Below are 18381 nucleotides of genomic sequence, written 5' to 3'. Positions count from 1 at the left end.
GCTAATACAAGCTAAAACATCAGGACACTGCCATGAACCGCATCTACCGCTCCATCTGGAACCAGGCCACCGGCGCCTACGCCGCCGTTTCCGAAAACGTCAAATCCGCCGGCAAGCGTTCGATGCCGGGTAGCAGCGGGGGCGGCGCGCATTTCGCCCTGACCGGCATGGCGGCGGCGCTGATGCTCGGCTATGGCTCCCTGGCCCTGGCGGGGCCGGCGGGCGGCACGGTGGCGGCGGGCCAGGCGACGATCAACGGCGCGCCGGGCAATACCGTGATCCAGCAGGGCAGCCAGCATGCCGTCATCAACTGGGCCAGTTTCAATATCGGCAAGGGCGAATCGGTGCAGTTCCAGCAGCCCAACAGCAATGCGGTGGCCCTGAACCGCGTGCTGGGCAGCGACGGCACGACCATCCTGGGCAAGCTGTCGGCCAACGGCAAGGTGTTCATCGTCAATCCGAACGGCGTGCTGTTCGGCCACGGCGCGTCCGTGAACACGGCCGGCCTGGTGGCATCCACGCTGGATATCAGCAATGCCGACTTCATGGCGGGCAAGTATCAGTTTTCCGGCAATGGCAGCGGTAAAGTCTTGAATCAGGGCAACATCAGCGCGCCGGGCGGCTATGTGGCCTTGCTGGGCGCGAACGTATCGAACGAAGGCACGATCCAGGCACGCCTGGGCTCGGTGGCCCTGGCGGCGGGCAGGGCCATCACGCTGGACGTGGCGGGTGATGGCTTGCTGAACGTGGCGGTGGACCGGGGCGCCGTGGGCGCTCTCGTGAATAACGGCGGCTTGATCCAGGCCGATGGCGGCAGCGTCGTCCTGACGGCGCAGGCGGCGGGCGACTTGCTGAAAACCGTCGTCAACAACACAGGCGTGATCGAGGCGCACAGCATCGACACGCGCGGCGGCACGATCAAGTTGCTGGGCGACATGCAAAGCGGCACGGTGAACGCAGCCGGCACCCTGGACGCCAGCGCGCCTGTGGGCGGCAATGGCGGCTTCATCGACACCTCGGCCGCGCACGTGAAGATCGACGATGCGCTGAAGGTGAGCACGGCCGCGACGAAGGGCGCGACGGGCATGTGGCTGATCGATCCGACCGATTTCACGATCGCGGCATCGGGCGGCAACCAGACCGGCGCGTTTTACAGCAATGCGCTCAAGTCCAGCAATGTCACCATTGCAACGGTCGCCAGCGGCGGAGCGGCAGGCGATATCCATGTCAACGACACGATCAGCTGGTCGGCCAACAAGCTGACCTTGACGGCGCACAATAATATCAATATCAATGCGCCGCTGCGCGGTTCCGGCACGGCCAGCCTCGCGCTCGAGTATGGCCAGCGCGGTGTCGCGGCCGGCAATTTGTCCACCTACAACGTGAAGGCGGAAGTGGACTTGCCATCGGGTAATAACTTCAGCACCAGGCAGGGCACGGATGGCGCAGTCATCAGCTATACGGTGATCAACAGCGTAGGTACTGCTGGCAGCCTGAGCGCAGCCGATTTGCAGGGCATGAATGCTAACCTGGGAGGCAACTATGCACTGGGCCGCCATATCGACGCCAGTGCCACGCTCAACTGGGGCGGTGGCACGGGCTTCGTGCCTATCGGTGGCACAGGCACGCCATTCACGGGCAGGCTTGACGGCCTTGGCCATGACGTCACGGGATTGTCCCTCACCCGGCTGACGGACTATGCCGATGTCGGCATGTTCGGCGCCATCGGCGCGTCGGGGGTGGTGCGCAACCTCAATCTGGTCAATACCCGGATACAGGCGCCGGAAGGCAAGTACGGGCAGATCCGGATGGGCATGCTGGCGGCAAGAAACGCGGGCTTGATCGATAACGTCAGTGCGTACGGCGAGCTGAAGCTGACAGGGTCGATTTATGCAGGGGGCCTGGTGGGCGTGAATAGCGGCGTGGTCAACAATAGCCGCAGCAGCGGCAGTATCGAACACACTCCCAATTACGGTGGCGGAGCTGCCGGGCTGGTTGCCCAAAATGAACGTGGCGGCAGCGTCAGCAACAGTAGCAGCAGCATGAAAGTGACCGTTGTCAAGGGCAGGGCCGGCGGGCTGGTGCTTGAAAACGCTGGCGCCATCGCGAAGAGCTTTGCCACGGGCGACGTCGCGGGCGATACCTTTACGGGCGGCCTGGCGGCATTCACGTCTGGCAATATCAGCGACAGCTATGCGACGGGCAGCGTGACCAGCAATTCCATCGCCGGGGGATTGGCTGGCCGCATGAGCGGGACGATCAGCAACAGCTATGCGACAGGCAATGTCTATTCTTCCGGCGATGCGCAGTCCGAGCAAGGCTTTGGGGGCCTCGTCGGTGACGTTTATGCGGGCAGGATCAGCAACAGCTATGCCACCGGCAGCGTCAATGCGGGCAACTATGCGGGCGGCATCGTCGGCCGGAACCAGGGGATTGTGGACAATGTCTATTCCGTCGGCGCGGTCAATGCGCAGCACGACAACCGGGGCGGCATCGTTGGCTACAATGATTCCAGCGGCAACGTGAGCAATGCCTATTACAACAGCAGCGCCAACCACGGCCTGACGGGCCTGGGCCAAGGCAATGGCAGAACGAGCAATATCGTCGGCTTGACGGACCTTGCGATGGGTGATCCTGCAAGTTATCCAACATTCAATTTCACGACGACGGCTGGCGCCACGGGCAACAATTGGGTGACGGTGGGATCGAACGGCGGCATGAACGGCAAGGGCGGCACCTTGCCGATGTTCAGCGGCGAGTACTCGACCACCATCAATTCCGCGCACCAGCTGCAGCTGATGGCGATGGACAAGGCGGCTGCCTATACCCTGGGCAGCAGCTTCAGCGCGGGGGCGACGGCCGGCGGCGATATCTGGGGCGGCAAAGGCTTCGTGCCTGTCGGTGACGCCGCGTCGCCGTTCACGGGCAGCCTCAATGGCGCCGGCCACATCATTTCCGACTTGCGCATCTTCCGGCAGGGGAGCGCTGCAATCGGCCTGATCGGCAGTCTCGGCAAAAATGGCAGTATCTCGGACCTGGGCTTGAGCGACGCCCGGATCACCGGCGGCAGCGATGTGGGCGCGCTCGCTGGCGCGAACGCGGGCAAAATCAGCGGCAGTTTCGTTACCGGCAATGTCACGGGCGATGCGCAGGTCGGCGCCCTCGTGGGCAGCAATACGGGCGAAATTGTCGACAGTTACGCGCTGGGCAGCGCGACGGGCGGCGTGAATGTGGGCGGCCTGGCTGGCGACAGCCGCGGCGGCAGTATCCGTAACAGCTATGCGGCCGTTGCCGTCAGCGGCGCAGCCGGGCTGGGCGGGCTGGCAGGCGGCGCCTCCGCCGCCGATGCCACGGGCAGTTACTGGGATACGCAGATCAGCGGGCAGGCCGGCAGCCAGGGCGGCACGGGCTTGAGTTCGGCCGATTTGAAAAAACTGGCCAACTACAACGGCAGCAACGGCGCGGGCAGCCCGGCGTGGGACTTGAACAATACCTGGGTGATTTACGAAGGACAGAGCACGCCCTTGCTGCGTTCCTTCCTGACGCCCCTGGTGGTGACGGTGTCGCATAGCAGCAAGGTCTATGATGGCCTCGCCAGCGATCCGGTCACCGTAAGCTATTCCAGGGTGGTCGATCTTTCCCTGCTGCAAGGCTCGTTGACATATGACAATGCGTCCGGCAGCCCGGTCAATGCCGGCAATTATGTGGTGCGGGCCAGCGGCGTGTATTCCACGGCCCAGAATGGCTACCTGATTAGCTATGTCGATGGCGGCGTGACGATTACGCCGCGCCAGATCAGCCTGAATGGCGTTTCGGCGGGCAACAAGGTGTATGACGGCAACACCTCTGCCGTGCTGGCTGGCGGCAGCCTCAATGGCGTGCTGGGCGATGACGTGGCCAAGCTGAGCTTTTTGCTGTCCGGCTCGTATGCCAGCAAGAATGTCGGCAACAATCTCGCCATTACGGCCAGCGCCACGCTGGGCGGCAGTGCGGCCGGCAACTACACGCTGGCGCCAATCGGCGACTTCAGCGGCGCGATCACCAAGGCCACCATCAGCAGCGTGACGGGCATCAAGGCCGATGACAAGGTGTATGACGGCGGCCTGGGGGCCAGCCTGAGCGGCGCTTCCGCGGTCTTGCACGGCATGGTGAGCGGCGACAGTCTTGCCGTGGTCACTGCCAGAGGCAATTTCGCGGACAAGAATGCGGGCAGCGGCAAAACGGTGTATGTCAGCGATATCGTGCTGGCTGGCGCCGACAGCGGCAACTATATCCTGGCCGCCACGGACGCCGTCATCACGGGCACCATCCGGCCCAAGGCGCTGACGCTCGGCGGCGTCGCCGCGCAAGATAAAGTCTACGATGGCAATGCCGACGCGCGCGTGACGGGCGGCACATTGAGCGGTTTCGTCGGCTCGGAAAACGTGATCTTGTCTGGCCTGAGCGGCTATTTTTCGGACAAGAACGCCGGCAACGGCAAGGCCGTGACGGTGGGCGCCGTGCTGGCCAGCGATACGGGGCTGGCCAGCAACTACACGGTGACCAACCCGGACGGCTTGACGGCCAGCATCACGCCCAAGGCCCTGACGGTGACGGGCGTGGCGGCGCTCGACAAGGTGTATGACGGCACGCGCCTGGCCAGCGTCAGCGGCGGCGTGCTGTCCGGCCTGGTTGAAGGCGAGCGCCTGGACATCGCCGGGATGGCGGCCAGCTTCGGCGACCAGAACGCGGGCAAGGCCAAGGCGGTGACGGTGACGGGCACGACCCTGGCCGACACGGCAAGCGGCTTGGCCAGCAACTACACGGTGGCCAACCCGGACGGCTTGACGGCCAGCATCACGCCCAAGGCCCTGACGGTGACGGGCGCGGTGGCGCTCGACAAGGTCTACGATGGCACGCGCCTGGCCAGCATCAGCGGCGGCGTACTGTCCGGCCTGGTTGAAGGCGAGCACCTGGACATCGCCGGGATGACGGCCAGCTTCGGCGACAAGAACGCGGGCAAGGCCAAGGCGGTGACGGTGACGGGCACGGCCCTGGTCGACACGGCCAGCGGCTTGGCCGGCAATTACACGGTGACCGATCCGAACGGCCTGACGGCCAGCATCACGCCCAAAGCCTTGACGGTGACGGGGGCGGCGGCGCTCGACAAGGTCTACGACGGCACGCGCCAGGCCAGCGTCAGCGGCGGTGTGCTGTCCGGCCTGGTCGAAGGCGAACGCCTGGGCGTGACCGGGATGACGGCCAGCTTCGGTGACAAGAACGCGGGCAAGGCCAAGGCGGTGACGGTGACGGGCACGACCCTGGCCGACACGGCCAGCGGCTTGGCCAGCAACTACACGGTGGCGAACCCGGGCGGCTTGAAGGCCAGCATCACGCCGGCGGCGCTGACGGTGGGTATCACGGGTGTCAACAAGGTTTACGATGCAAGCGTCGCTGCCAGCGTGAACTGGCGCGACGACCGTCTTGCCGGCGACCAGCTGAGCATCAGCAGCAATGCTGCCCAGTTTGCCGACAAGAATGCGGGACAGGGCAAGACGGTACGCGTGGATGGCATACGCCTGAGCGGGCTGGACGCCGGCAACTATGTGGCCAACGCGGCGGCGGCGGCGCGGGCCGATATTACGCAGGCGAAATTGACCGTGACGGTGAACAATGCCGAGAAAGACCAGGGGCGCCCTAATCCTGTCTTTGACGTCGGCTATGCGGGCTTGCTGGGGGGCGACAGCGTGGCATCGGAACTGCGCGGCGAATTGCTGTTCAGTACGGAGGCTGGCGCGGGTTCGCCGGCCGGCAACTACAAGGTTGCCGCCGCCGGGCAGACGTCGAACAACTATGCGATCGGCTATGTCGCCGGCAGCTTGAAGGTGAAGCCGGCCGAAGCCTTGCGCAATGCGCTGACGGCAGCGGCCGCTTCCGTCGCCGCCGTGCCGTTGGCGGGCAATATGGTGGTCGCGGAGCATGCCCATGGCGGCAAAGCGGCAGCCGGCCCTGCCGCGCCTGTCGTGGCCAGCGTGGCCGGCCAGGCATCCCGCCAGGTGCTGCCGGGCTTGCAATTGAGCGTGCTCGACGGCGGTATCCTGTTGCCGGCCGGCATGAGCAGCGGCCCGGCCATGCCGTAACAGCCAGGGCCGTGCTTGTCCCGGCTAGCCGGCCCGTGCGGCAGCCGCCCTGCCAGGAGGCTGCAGATCCGTATTGGCTTCGAACAGGGCCGTGATCCAGCCCGCAAACGCCTGCAGCTTGGGCGTGGCCAGCCGGCCTTGCGGCGTCAGCAGGGACATGGGCATGGGCGTCGGCGGGTGATCCGCCAGCACGGCCACCAGGGCGCCGCTGTCGAGGTGCGCGCGCACCTGGTACACGGCCGCCTGCGCCAGTCCCAGTCCTTGCAGCGCGCAAGCGACGCTGGCGTCGGCGTCGTTGACGGCGATGGGGCCGGCCATCGGCACGCGCACCACCTCCTTGCCTTGCAGGAAATCCCAGTCGAAGGCGCGTCCCGTGCGGCCCGAGTAATGCATGATGCCCCGGTGCGCGGCCAGGTCGGTCAGGGTGTGCGGCGTGCCGTGCCGCGCCAGGTAGGCGGGTGAGGCGCACGTGACGAAGCGCATCAGGCCGACCTGTTTGCCGATGAAGGCGGAATCCTGCAAGGTGCCCACGCGCAAGGCGCAATCGATGCCTTCCTGCGTCAGGTCGACCAGGCGGTCAGTCAGGCTCAGCTGCAGTTGCACGTCCGGCCAGGCGGCGTGGAATTGCGCGATATGGGGCATGACGAGGCGCCGGCCCACCGTGTTGGGCAGGTTGATGCGCAGCAAGCCACGGGGTTTTTTCGCGTCCGGACCGCGGAACGCCAGTTCCGCCGTGTCGACGGCTTTCAAAATATCGAGGCAATGGCGGAAATACTCGGCCCCTTCCGGCGTCAGGGACAAACGGCGCGTGGTGCGCTGCAGCAGTTGCGTGCCCAGGTAGGCTTCCAGCTTTTGCAGGGTGGCCGTCAGCGCGGCGCGCGGCAAATTCAAGGTTTCGGCCGCCTTGGAAAAACTGTTGGCTTCGACGATGCGCACAAAGGTCTGCATGGCCTTGATCTTGTCCATGGGATAGCTTTCATTGTTCATATTATGTGAAAAGTGTAGGGCGATTATGCCCTAATTATCTTTGCCCCGGTTTTGCCTAGAATGGCCACATCCCTACCGAACCGAGGAAACAACATGAACAAGGCCTCACCTTCCGCTCCCCACGACATTGCGCCCGCCATGGTGCTGCTGCTGGCCATCGCTTCCGGCCTGATCGTCGCCAATCTGTATTATGCGCAAACCCTCGTCGGGCCCATCAGCGCCTCCACGGGCCTGTCGGCCAAGGCGGCCGGGCTGATCGTCACCCTGACGCAAGTGGGGTACACGCTGGGCCTGCTGTTTGTCGTGCCGCTGGGCGACTTGCTGGAAAACCGCCGCCTGATCGTCACGGCCTTGCTGGTGACGGCCACGGCCCTCGTGGCGGCGGCCCTCTCCACGGGCGCCATCGTGTTCCTGGCAGCCGCGCTGGCCATCGGTCTCGGGTCCGTGGCGGCGCAAGTGATCGTGCCGTTTGCCGCCCACCTGTCGCAGGAAGCGACGCGGGGCCAGACGGTGGGCAAGGTGGTCAGCGGCTTGTTGCTGGGCATCATGCTGGCCCGTCCCGTCGCTTCGCTGGTGGCGGCCCATGCGAGCTGGCACGTGGTGTTTGGCGGCGCCGCCGTGCTGATGGTCTTGCTGGCGCTGGTGCTGCGCCGCGCCTTGCCCGTGCGCCAGCCGGTGTCGAGCATACGCTATCCGGCCTTGATGGCGTCGCTGTGGCATTTGCTGCTGGGCACGCCCGTGCTGCGCCGCCGCGCCGCCTATCACGCTGGCCTGTTTGGCGCCTTCAGCCTGTTCTGGACCGTCACGCCGCTGGTGCTGGCCAGCCCCGCGTTCGGCCTGTCGCAAACGGGCATCGCCATCTTTGCCCTGGTGGGCATGGCGGGCGCCGTCGCTTCGCCGATCGCCGGCCGCCTGGCCGATGCGGGCCACACCTTGTCCGCCACGGCCGCCGCGCTGGCGCTCGGCATCGTCGCCTTTGCCTTGCCGATGCTGGCGCCCGAGTCGAAACACGTGGCGCTGGGCTTGCTGGTGGTCGCTTCCATCGTGCTCGACATGGGCGTGGCGGCGAATCTGGTGCTGGGCCAGCGCGCCATCTTCAGCCTGGGCGCGGAAGTGCGCGGCCGCCTGAACGGCCTGTATTTCGCCTTGTTCTTCGCCGGCGGCGCAGCCGGCTCGGCCATCGGCGCCTGGGTGTATGCCAGCTATGGTTGGCAAGCAACTTTGCTGACCGGCATGGCGTTTCCGGGCCTGGCCCTGCTGGTATGGCTGGGAGAATTTCTGCCGCTGGCTGCGCGCCGCACGGCTTGAAACCCTGATGGCGGCTCGTTATCACTGGCGGCTATTTCTATCATCATGAAGATAAAGTGGCGTGATATGCCGCGATGCCGCAAGATGCACTTGTCTCCTCTATCTCCTCCAAGGAAATAGATTCAGCCCGCTTCCGTAGCGGGCTTTTTTTTGTCTTTGCAGATTAAATCACCACCAGATCGAGCGCGCGCATGAAGTTCGCCGCCTGCGCATGCGTGATGACGGCGCCTTTCAGCAAGGACGCTTCGCTCAATTTGAACCCGTCGATATCGGCGCCGCGCAAGTCCGCGCCCTGGAACTTCGCCAGTTTGATGGTGGCGTTGCGCAGGCTGCCACCCTCAAAGATGGCGTCGCGGAAGTCGCAGCCGGCCAGGTAGGCGTCGGAAAAGTCCAGCTGTTTTAATATTGCCTTGCGGAACGAGAAGCCGCGCAGGTCGGCGCCCACCAGCAGGCTGTCTTCGAAGGTGAGGCCCAGGTGGGCCACTTCCTCGAACGAGGCGCCCGTCAGCTTGCAGCCGCGGTAGGTGGCCGAGGCCAGCTTGGCGCGCCGCCATTTTGTGTTGTTCAGGTCGCAGCCTTCGAAGCTGGCGTCGACGGCGTCGACGGATTCGAAATCGGCGCTGCCCGCGCGGCAGCGGCGCCAGGTGCTGCGCGCCAGCTTGCTGGCGAACAGATTGGTGTCGGCAAAGGTGCAGCGCTCGAAGGTACAGCCCTGCAAATCGAGGCGCGACAAGTCTTCGCCGTCGAACGCGCAATCGATGAAGTGGCGCACGGGCAGGGCCAGCTGCTGCTCGATGCCGGCGCGGTCCAGGGTCATGTTGCTTACTGCGGTGTCGTGTGTTGCCATCCGTTTTTATTCCTAATCAAAGCAGGGGAGGGATGGCGCGGCGGGAAAATGCACGAACCAGAACACCTCCCCGGCTGGTGTAACAGCCAAGGGTCAGCGCCGTGGGTCCGCGTGGGCGGGAGCATGCCGGACGGTGCCGGGCACTTACCGGGTTACCAACCGGTGCGCTCATTTTCGATCAGCGCGTATTGTAGCTTGTCCGAATCGGCCTTGCCAGTTCTTGCGAAGCCGGGTTAGTATCGTTGCAGGCGCAGCCACTGCGCCAACGTCGCTCGGACGGATCCGGGCGCTTACGTACAGAGATAACCATGACCGACAGCCAAGCTCCGCGCAGCTTTTCGCGCATCAATCGCCTTCCCCCCTACGTTTTCAATATCACCGCCGAACTCAAGATGGCCGCGCGCCGCCGTGGCGAGGACATCATCGACATGTCGATGGGCAATCCCGATGGCGCCACGCCGGCCCACATCGTCGACAAGCTGGTCGAGACGGTGAAACGTCCCGACACGCACGGCTATTCAGCCTCCAAAGGCATTCTGCGGCTGCGCCGCGCGATTGCCCACTGGTACAAGAAGCGCTACGAGGTCGACATCGACCCGGACAGCGAAGCCATCGTCACCATCGGCTCGAAAGAGGGCCTGGCGCACCTGATGCTGGCGACGCTGGACCGTGGCGACACGGTGCTGGTGCCCAATCCCAGCTACCCGATCCACATCTGGGGCGCCGTCATCGCGGGCGCCGATATCCGCTCCGTGCGCATGGGGCCGGGCGTGGATTTCTTTGCCGAACTGGAACGGGCCATCCGCGAAAGCTACCCGAAACCGAAGATGATGGTGCTGGGCTTCCCGTCCAACCCCACGGCGCAATGCGTGGAGCTGGAGTTTTTTGAACGGGTCGTCGCGCTGGCGAAACAGCACAATATCCTGGTGGTGCATGACCTGGCGTATGCCGACATCACTTTCGATGGCTGGAAGGCGCCGTCCATCATGCAGGTGCCGGGCGCGCGAGACGTGGCCGTGGAATTCTTTACCATGTCGAAAAGCTACAACATGGCGGGCTGGCGCATCGGCTTCATGGTCGGCAATGCGGAACTGGTGGCGGCCTTGGCGCGCATCAAGAGCTACCACGACTACGGCAGTTTCACGCCAGTGCAAGTGGCGGCCATCGCCGCGCTGGAAGGCGATCAAAGTTGCGTGACGGACATCTGCGCCCAGTACCAGCGCCGCCGCGACGTGCTGGTGAAAGGCTTGCATGAGGCGGGCTGGATGGTGGAAAAACCGAAGGCTTCGATGTATATCTGGGCGCATATCCCGCAAGCCTACCGCCACCTGGGTTCGCTGGAATTTGCCAAGCTGCTGCTGCAAAAAGCCAAGGTGAGCGTGTCGCCCGGCATCGGTTTCGGCGAATACGGCGATGAATACGTGCGCTTCGCCCTGATCGAAAACGAGGCGCGCGTCCGGCAAGCCTTGCGCGGCATCAAGAATATGTTGCGTTCCGGCGACGCAAAAACGGAAACGGCCACGTAAAAGTTGCCGTATGGAATTGTCTGTTGCCCCTAATATCACTGCTGCGTATTTCTGACATCACGAATATAAAGTGGTTTTATATGCTGCAACGCGGCATCATTCATTTGTCTCCTCTATCTCCTCCAAGGAAATAGATTCAGCCCGCTCCCGCAGCGGGCTTTTTTTTTGCCTGTCATTCCGCGCGGCTATGCGTCGCCGGCACCCGTAAACCGCCGCACCGCCACCTCCCACTGCTGCATCAGGCTGGCCGCCTGGTCGCGGCCGATGGTGGGCAAGAACGTCCTGTCGGCGCGCCAGTGGGATGCCAGCTCGTCGACGCCACGGTACTGGCCGATGGCCAGGCCCGCCAGGCAGGCCGCGCCCAGGGCCGTCGTTTCGATCACTTGCGGGCGCACGACGGGGATGCCCAGCAAGTCGGCCTGGAATTGCAGCAGCAGGTTGTTGGCGCAGGCGCCGCCGTCCACGCGCAGCTCGGTGATGGGCGCTTGCGCGTCGCGCGTCATCGCGCCCAGCAGGGCGGCGCTCTGGAAGGCGATCGCTTCGAGCGCCGCGCGGGCGATGTGGCCCACCGTGCTGCCCCGGCTCAGGCCCAGGATGGCGCCTTTCGCCGAGGGCACCCAGTACGGTGCGCCCAGGCCTGTAAACGAGGGCACGAAGACCACGCCGCCCGAATCGGGCACGGAGGCGGCCAGGCCTTCCGCTTCGCCCGCGTGGCCGATGGCGCCCAGGCCGTCGCGCAGCCACTGCACCACGGCGCCGCCGATGAAGACGCTGCCTTCGAGCGCATACGCGGGCTGCGCGCCCACCTGGCAGGCGGCCGTGCTGATCAATCCATGCTGCGATTGCGCGCACTGTTCGCCCGTGTTGAGCAGCAAGAAGCAGCCGGTGCCATAGGTATTCTTGGCCATGCCCGGCGTAAAACAGGTCTGGCCGAACAGCGCCGCCTGCTGGTCGCCGGCGATGCCGCCGATGATGACGGGGCTGCCCAGCACCGCCGCATCCGTTTCGCCATACACGTGGCTCGAAGGGTGGACGGACGGCAGCAGGCTGGCTGGGATGCCCAGCCAGTCGAGCAGCTGGGCATCCCAGCAGCCTTCATGCAGGTTCCACAACATGGTGCGCGAAGCGTTGGTGACGTCGCTCACATGCAGGCGGCCGCCCGTCATCTGCCATGCCAGCCAGGTATCGATGGTGCCGAAGGCCAGTTCGCCGCGCATGGCGCGCGCGCGGACGCCGGGCACGGCGTCGAGTATCCAGCGCAGCTTGGTGCCGGAAAAATACGGGTCGAGCACCAGGCCCGTCTTCGCATGGATGGCGCCGGCCAGGCCCCGCGCGCGCAAGTCCTCGCACTGGGCTTCCGTGCGGCGGTCTTGCCAGACGATGGCGTTGTAGACGGGTTCGCCCGTGGCGCGGTCCCATACCACCGTCGTTTCGCGCTGGTTGGTGATGCCCAGCGCACCGAGGGCGTCGGCCTGCAAGCCCGTCTTGGCCAGCACTTCGCGGCAGGTAGCCAGCTGGCTGTGCCAGATTTCCATGGGATCGTGCTCGATCCAGCCCGGCTGCGGGAAGAGCTGGCGAAATTCGCGCTGCGCCACGGCGACGATGGCGCCCGTTTCATCGAAGACCATGCTGCGCGAGCTGGAGGTGCCCTGGTCGAGGGCCAGCAAATACGTCATGCCGCCACCTCTTGCGCCGGATGGGCGGCCAGCCATTGCTGCAGGCGCGCCACGTCGGCCGGCGCGCAGCGCAACCCCAGTTTGCTGCGGCGCCACAGGATGTCGTCGCTGCTCCTGGCCCATTCCACCTCGACCAGATAGCACGCTTCGGCTTCGTACAGGCCGGGCGCCAGTTGCGCGCCCAGGTCGGCCATCGACGTGGCGCCCGTCAGCAGGCGTGCGGCGCGGCTGCCGTAGGCGCGCGCATAGCGGCGCGCCAGCGCGGGCGGCAGCCAGGCGTGGTCGCGCTGGAAGCGCGCGAGGAAACCGTCGAAATCATGGCTGTCCACGAGTTGATTCACCTGCTGCAGGTCGCCGCCGGGCAGGGGCGCGTGGGCCGTCCAGGCCGGAGAAGCATTGTCCAGCAGGGGCGCCAGCAGGCCCAGCGCTTCCTCGGCCAGCTTGCGGTAGGTGGTGATCTTGCCGCCCCAGATATTGAGCAGGGGCGCGCCCGTCGCCGCTGCGCCGCGCGCCACTTCCAGCAGGTAGTCGCGCGTGACGGCCGATGCGTTCTGCGCGCTGTCGTCGAGCAGGGGGCGCACGCCGGAATACGTCCACACGACGTCGGCGGGGCCGATTTCGCGCTTGAAATAGCGGTTCGCCGCCTGGCACAGGTAATCGATCTCCGCCTGGCTGATCTTCACCTGGCTCACGTCCCCCTTGTATTCCTCGTCGGTGGTGCCGATCAGGGTAAAGTCATCCTGGTAGGGGATGGCGAAGATGATGCGCTGGTCCGGGTTCTGGAAGATGTAGGCGTTCGGATGCTCGAACAGGCGCGGCACGATGATGTGGCTGCCCTTGATCAGGCGCAACCCCTGCGTCTTGCCGCCGCCGGCCGCGCCGGCAAATTGCGCCGTCCACGGTCCCGCCGCGTTGACGATGGCGCGCGCGCGCAAGCTCTTGCGCTGGCCCCCCTCGGCTTGCAGGGTGGCGTGCCAGGCGTCGCCGTCGCGGCGCGCGTCGACGCAGGCCGTGCGCGTGAGGATGTGCGCGCCGTGTTCCTGCGCGTCGAGCGCGTTGAGCACCACCAGGCGCGCATCGTCGACCCAGCCGTCGGAATACACGAAGCCCTTGCGGTAGCCGGCCTTCAGCGGCGCGCCTGCCGCGTGCTTGTCCAGCGCGATGCCTTGCGAGGCGGGCAGGAAGGCCCGTTTGGCCAGGTGGTCGTACAGGAACAGGCCCGCGCGTATCATCCAGGCGGGGCGCTGGGCGGCATCGTGCGGCATGACGAAGCGCATCGGCCACATGATGTGCGGCGCGGCGCGCAGCAGCACTTCGCGTTCCTGCAGCGCCTTGCGCACCAGCTTGAATTCATAGTATTCGAGGTAGCGCAGGCCGCCGTGTATCAGCTTGGTGGAGGCGGACGAGGTGTGCTGCGCCAGGTCGTGCTGTTCGCACAGCACCACGCGCAAGCCGCGGCCGGCCGCGTCGCGCGCGATGCCGGCGCCATTGATGCCGCCGCCGACGACCAGCAGGTCGCAGTCGGGGGGCAGGGAGGAAAAGCGGGAAGCGGACATGGAAGGTTCGTCTCGTAAAAAAGGTAAACAGTGAAAAGGCGCCGCCTCAGGCGGCCAGGGCCAGCACGGGCGGCAGCACCAGGGCCAGGCCGGCGATCAGCAGCAGCACGAAGACGGCGCGGCGCACGTGTTCGATGGGCAGGCGCGAAGGGTGGCGGCGCGCCAGCCACGTCAGCCCCGTCACCAGCGGCAAGGCTTCCAGGGTCAGCCACAGGGCCGTCAGGCTGAACTGGCCGTGCGCCAGCACGAGGGCCAGGCGCAGCACGGCATTCGCGGCAAACAGCACGATCAGCGAATGGCGGATCATGTCGGCCGGCCATGGCTGGCGGTACAGGTGGTACACCATGGGAGGGCCGGCGCTGGCGAACAGGCCGCCCATCACGCCGGACACGCCGCTGAAAAACAGGAAGGCGGGCAGGCCGGATTGCCGCCGGCGCGCGCTGGCGCGCAGCACCAGCATGAATGCGCAGACGACGATGGCGCAGCCGAGCAGGAAGCGCAGCAGGGTCACCTGTTGCGCGCTGAACCAGCCCAGCAGGGCCACGCCCGCGCCCACGCCCAGCAGGCTGACGGCCAGCGAAGGGCCGAACACGGGCCAGGCCAGCTGCGGGCGCGTGCGGCCAAAGGTGATGGCGGCATTCACCAGCACCAGCACGCTGACGACGTTGGCCACGTCGCCCAGGCTGGCCAGGTGCAGCACGGCCGTCAGGCCCAGCAGGATCAGGCCGAAAGCAAAGCCCGTCAAGTTCTGCGCGACGCTGGCCAGCGCCACGCAGGCCAGGAACAGCAGATGCGACGCCACGCTCATGCCAGGCTCATTTCGCCAGCGACAGGAAGAAATCCTGCTGTGCGCAACCGCGCCGCACGAAGACGGGCGGCTGGCCCAGGGGCGCGTCGACTTCCACGCGCTGGCCGCCTTCGAAGACGGCGCCGCTCCACAGGTGGATCCAGGCGTCGCCCTGCGGCAGGTAGGCGCTCCAGCGCGCAGCGCCCGCCGCATGCACGGGCGCCACCAGCAGGTCGGGGCCGAACAGGTACTGGTCCTGGATGGCGTAGGTGGCGCGGTCATGTTCATAGTGCAGGAACAGGGGGCGCTGCAGCGGCAGGCCGCGCGCCACGGCATCTTCGGCCAGCGCGCGGATGGTGGGCGCCAGCGCCACGTGCAGCCGTGTCATGCGGGCGAAGTGCTGGAACACCTGTTCATCCTGGTAAAACTGGAAGTTTTCGTCCGGGCGGTTGCCTTCGTGCGTGCGCATCATCGACGTGAAGACGGCCATCTCCGTCCAGCGCTGGAACAGTTCGGCCGTGCGCAGGTTGCCGAACAGGCTGGTGTAGCCGCCGATGTCGCTGTGGTGGTAGGCGTTGCCCAGCAAGCCGGACGACAGGGCGCCGCAGATCACCGTCTGCAAGCCGTCGTGGCGGCTGAAGTCGACCGACTGGTCGCCGGCCCACAGCAGCGGGCAGTGCGCCTGCACGCCCGTATAGCCGGCGCGCATGAAGAAGGTGGCGTCGCCCGTCTTGCCGGCGGCCTCGATGGCGCGCGCATTGACTTCGGCCCACAGGGTCGGCCAGGCGTTGTGCATCAGGCGCGCATCGACGCCATTGTGCAGGCGCAGGTCGATCGGCAGGTATTCGCCGAAATCGGCCATCCAGCCGGACAGGCCGAAGTCGAGCATTTCCTGACGCAGGATGCGTTCCTTGAACCACAGCGCGGCGGCCGGGTTGGTGAAGTCGACGACGCCGCAATCGAATTCGCCGAAGTCCACCAGGTAGGCGCCGCCATCGGTGGCCGTGGCCAAAAAGCCCTGCTGCAGCGCTTCCTGGTACAGGGTGCCGTCGTTGCACAAATACGGATTGACGTAGCCGAGGAAGCGGATGTCCTGTCTGGCCAGGTCGGCGATCCAGTTTTTCAGGTCGGGATAGCGCTGCGGCTGCCAGCGCCAGTCCCAGAACAAACGCTTGCCGAACGAGGTCTGGCGCAAGCCCACCCAGTCTTCGCACCACAGGGCGCTGACGGGCAAGCCGTGTTCCTGCGCCTGCGCGAGGATGGCGCGGGCATGCTCTTCGCCGCCTTTCAGGCCCAGCATGGCGCCATTTTGCAGCCAGGCGGGCAATTGCGGCTGGCGGCCGAAGCGTTGCGAGACCACGCCCACCAGGTCGACGAAGGAGTCGGCCAGCATGAATTCCAGGCGCTCGGGCATGGCCCAGAATTGCAGCTCGTGGAAGTCCGGTTGGCGGAAATCGAAGTCCGCATACGCCGTCGTCTCGGCATGCAGGCAGTAGCGCTGCGACGAGATGAAGCTCGGTTGCGGATAATTCGTGTGATAGTAGTCGCCGCCCGATTTCGACGTCACGTCCGCTTGCCACGTCAAATGGGTCGACTTGTCGCGGCCCACGCCCGGCTCGGACGTCCACAGGGGGAAGTGGCGGCCGCGCAGGTTGAAGTACGACATTTGCTCGCCGCAGCCCCACACATGCTCGTCCTGTTCTGCTGGCAGGCGCAGCCACAGCCGGTTCCAGCCCGGCGCCGCGTAGCGCACCACCAGGTGCACGCCATGCGGCGCCGCTTGCACGGCCAGCACCAGCTGCGGCGTGTCGCCCGCATGGCGCGCGAAGCTCAGGGTGGCGCCGTCGCCGTCCTGCGTGACGGCCAGCGTGCGCAGGGCGCTGCGCTCTTCGACGTAATCTTCGATGGCGAAGTTACCGCGGTACATTTCCATGCTTTCGCGGCCCTGGCCGACGAACACGCATGGCGCATCGGCGCCGTGGCGCAGCAGCAAGCGGCCGGCGCAGCGCAGGGCGACGCTGTCATTTTCCTGGTGTAGTGTGTACTGCATGACGATCAACTCCTGTGAAAACCGGCCGCCCGCATGGTGGGTGTGGGGCGGGCCGGCGGTGCCTCAACAAATAAGCACTAAATTAAAAGACGAGGAACATGCCGGCGGTCAGCTCGACGGGGCTGTAGCCGAAGTAGTTATTGTCCCCCCGGAACTGCAATACGCCCAGCTTGGCATGGCTGTTGTTGGCGATGCGCGTGGCGTACGCGTAGAACGACAGGGTCGGCTGGAAGTTGTACAGGTAGCCCAGCGAGTAGGCCGTCGACGTGGGCTTGCCCACGCCATCGCCCGTGTTGGTGCCGAAAGCGCCTTTGGCGTTGGCGCCGTCATAGCTGATGTGCGCAAGGCTGCCCTCGATGCGGTGCTTGCCGAGGTCGTAGGCGCCCGAGACGCCGAAGGCGTCGGCCGCATAGCCGCCCGCGTTCGACACGCGGTAGGAGGTGTAGGAGCCGCCCAAGGTAAAATCGTTCCACTTGTAGCGCGCGCCGACGATGTCCGTGACCTGGTTGCGCTTGAGGAAGTTCGGCGTGCCCCCCGTGCTGATGTCGTTGCTTTGCAGGTAATCCATGTGCGCATAGCCGAGGAACAGGTCGCCCTTCTTGTACAGCACGTTGGCGGCCCAGCTGCGGCCATCGTTTTCCAGGTCGGTGGCGGAAGATGCCTGCTGGCCGGCCGAATACGACACTTCCGCCGAGATGTTGTTCCAAGTGGGGCTGCGGTAGCGCAGCGCATTGCCGTAGAACAAGGCCGTGCCCGAGTTGTTGCCGGCCAAACTCGTCGTCTTGCTGGCGTTGTTTGTCACGGGATCCTTCAGGTAGCGGCCCAGGGATTCGGGACGCGTGAGCGAGAACAGGGCGCTGAAGTCGTTGGCGCCGTAATTGTGCGCCGAGGCCAGGTCGGCGCCCAGCGAGACCCAGAACGGCGCCATGTACATGGTGCCGCCTTCGATCGAGCCCCAGGTGGTCGAGGCAAAGCCGACGGTGGAACCCCGGTTGAACAGCACGGACGAGGTGGTGTTGTTTTGCGTGCCGCCGCCCGCATTGCCGTTGAACAAGTTCAAGCCCGTCTCGACGCCGAAGATGGCCTTGTACTCGTCGCTGAAGACCCAGGCGCCCGTGAGGCCCAGGCGGCTGGCCATCTCGCCCTGGTTCAGGCGGTGATTGGTCAGCTGGCGCCCGCTGGCATCCTTGCCGCGCGACACCGTATAGCCGATGTCGCCACGGCCGTACAGTTTCCAGTTGAAGCCGGTGGCGGGCTGCATGGGGGCCGCCGCCGACGTTGCCGGTGCGGCTGCCATCGCCGCCGGTGCGGGTTGCGCCGCTTTCGCTTCCATCTGCGCCACCCTGTCCTGCAACTGCGCCAGCATGGCCTTCATGTCGCTGAGTTCGTCAGCGCGAGCGTTAGCGCTAACAAATGGCGCCGTGAGAAGCACGCCGGTGATGGCCGCGGCCAGGGTGGTCTTGCGGAATGTCGTTTGCATGATCTTGTCTCCTGTGTTTTTTATGAGTATGGTTGCTGATCCCTG

At 65.6% G+C, this 18381-nt stretch carries 10 protein-coding genes; 3 read left to right on the top strand and 7 right to left on the bottom strand.

Translation table 11 applies throughout. The features are described 5' to 3' along the window. Positions 1-32 precede the first annotated feature (32 nt). A complete protein-coding gene (locus tag O3300_RS05930; protein ID WP_305052390.1) occupies positions 33-6119 on the top strand; it encodes a YDG domain-containing protein in 6087 nt (2028 codons plus the stop codon). Positions 6120-6143: 24 nt separating this feature from the next. Here the strand turns inward: O3300_RS05930 and O3300_RS05925 are convergent, their stop codons facing one another. Then, complete coding sequence (locus tag O3300_RS05925; RefSeq protein ID WP_305052389.1) at positions 6144-7085, bottom strand: LysR family transcriptional regulator; 942 nt, start codon at positions 7083-7085, stop codon at positions 6144-6146. Positions 7086-7199: 114 nt separating this feature from the next. Here O3300_RS05925 and O3300_RS05920 point away from each other — a divergent pair, with 114 nt between their 5' ends. Then, entirely contained in the window at positions 7200-8414 is a 1215-nt protein-coding gene (locus O3300_RS05920; RefSeq protein ID WP_305052388.1) for an MFS transporter, read from the top strand. A 163-nt stretch (positions 8415-8577) separates the two neighbouring features. Here the strand turns inward: O3300_RS05920 and O3300_RS05915 are convergent, their stop codons facing one another. Further along, positions 8578-9261 (bottom strand): pentapeptide repeat-containing protein, encoded by a 684-nt coding sequence (locus O3300_RS05915; protein WP_305052387.1) that lies wholly within the window; start codon positions 9259-9261, stop codon positions 8578-8580. A 308-nt stretch (positions 9262-9569) separates the two neighbouring features. Between O3300_RS05915 and alaC the strand changes: the two genes are divergently transcribed. Continuing rightward, entirely contained in the window at positions 9570-10787 is a 1218-nt protein-coding gene (gene alaC / locus O3300_RS05910; protein ID WP_305052386.1) for an alanine transaminase, read from the top strand. A 185-nt stretch (positions 10788-10972) separates the two neighbouring features. Here alaC and glpK read toward each other — a convergent pair whose 3' ends face one another. The 5 genes from glpK to O3300_RS05885 all read right to left on the bottom strand — a co-directional run bounded on the left by glpK (position 10973) and on the right by O3300_RS05885 (position 18336). Further along, positions 10973-12463 (bottom strand): glycerol kinase GlpK, encoded by a 1491-nt coding sequence (gene glpK / locus O3300_RS05905; protein ID WP_305052385.1) that lies wholly within the window; start codon positions 12461-12463, stop codon positions 10973-10975. Then, positions 12460-14019 (bottom strand): glycerol-3-phosphate dehydrogenase, encoded by a 1560-nt coding sequence (gene glpD / locus O3300_RS05900; protein ID WP_305052384.1) that lies wholly within the window; start codon positions 14017-14019, stop codon positions 12460-12462. The genes glpK and glpD overlap by 4 nt, the downstream gene beginning before the upstream one ends. A 46-nt stretch (positions 14020-14065) precedes the next feature. Beyond that, a complete protein-coding gene (locus tag O3300_RS05895; RefSeq protein ID WP_305052383.1) occupies positions 14066-14827 on the bottom strand; it encodes a TSUP family transporter in 762 nt (253 codons plus the stop codon). A gap of 7 nt (positions 14828-14834) precedes the next feature. Next, positions 14835-16856, bottom strand: a complete 2022-nt coding sequence (locus O3300_RS05890) for an alpha-glucosidase (RefSeq protein ID WP_305052382.1) — start codon at positions 16854-16856, stop codon at positions 14835-14837. Positions 16857-16938: 82 nt separating this feature from the next. Further along, positions 16939-18336 (bottom strand): porin, encoded by a 1398-nt coding sequence (locus tag O3300_RS05885; RefSeq protein WP_305052381.1) that lies wholly within the window; start codon positions 18334-18336, stop codon positions 16939-16941. Positions 18337-18381: the final 45 nt, after the last annotated feature.

The sequence above is a fragment of the Janthinobacterium sp. SUN206 genome, assembly GCF_030587305.1.
Taxonomy (GTDB): Bacteria; Pseudomonadota; Gammaproteobacteria; order Burkholderiales; family Burkholderiaceae_D; genus Janthinobacterium; species Janthinobacterium kumbetense.
Note: the sequence above shows the minus strand (reverse complement) of the source record. Positions and strands in the feature narration are given on the sequence as shown.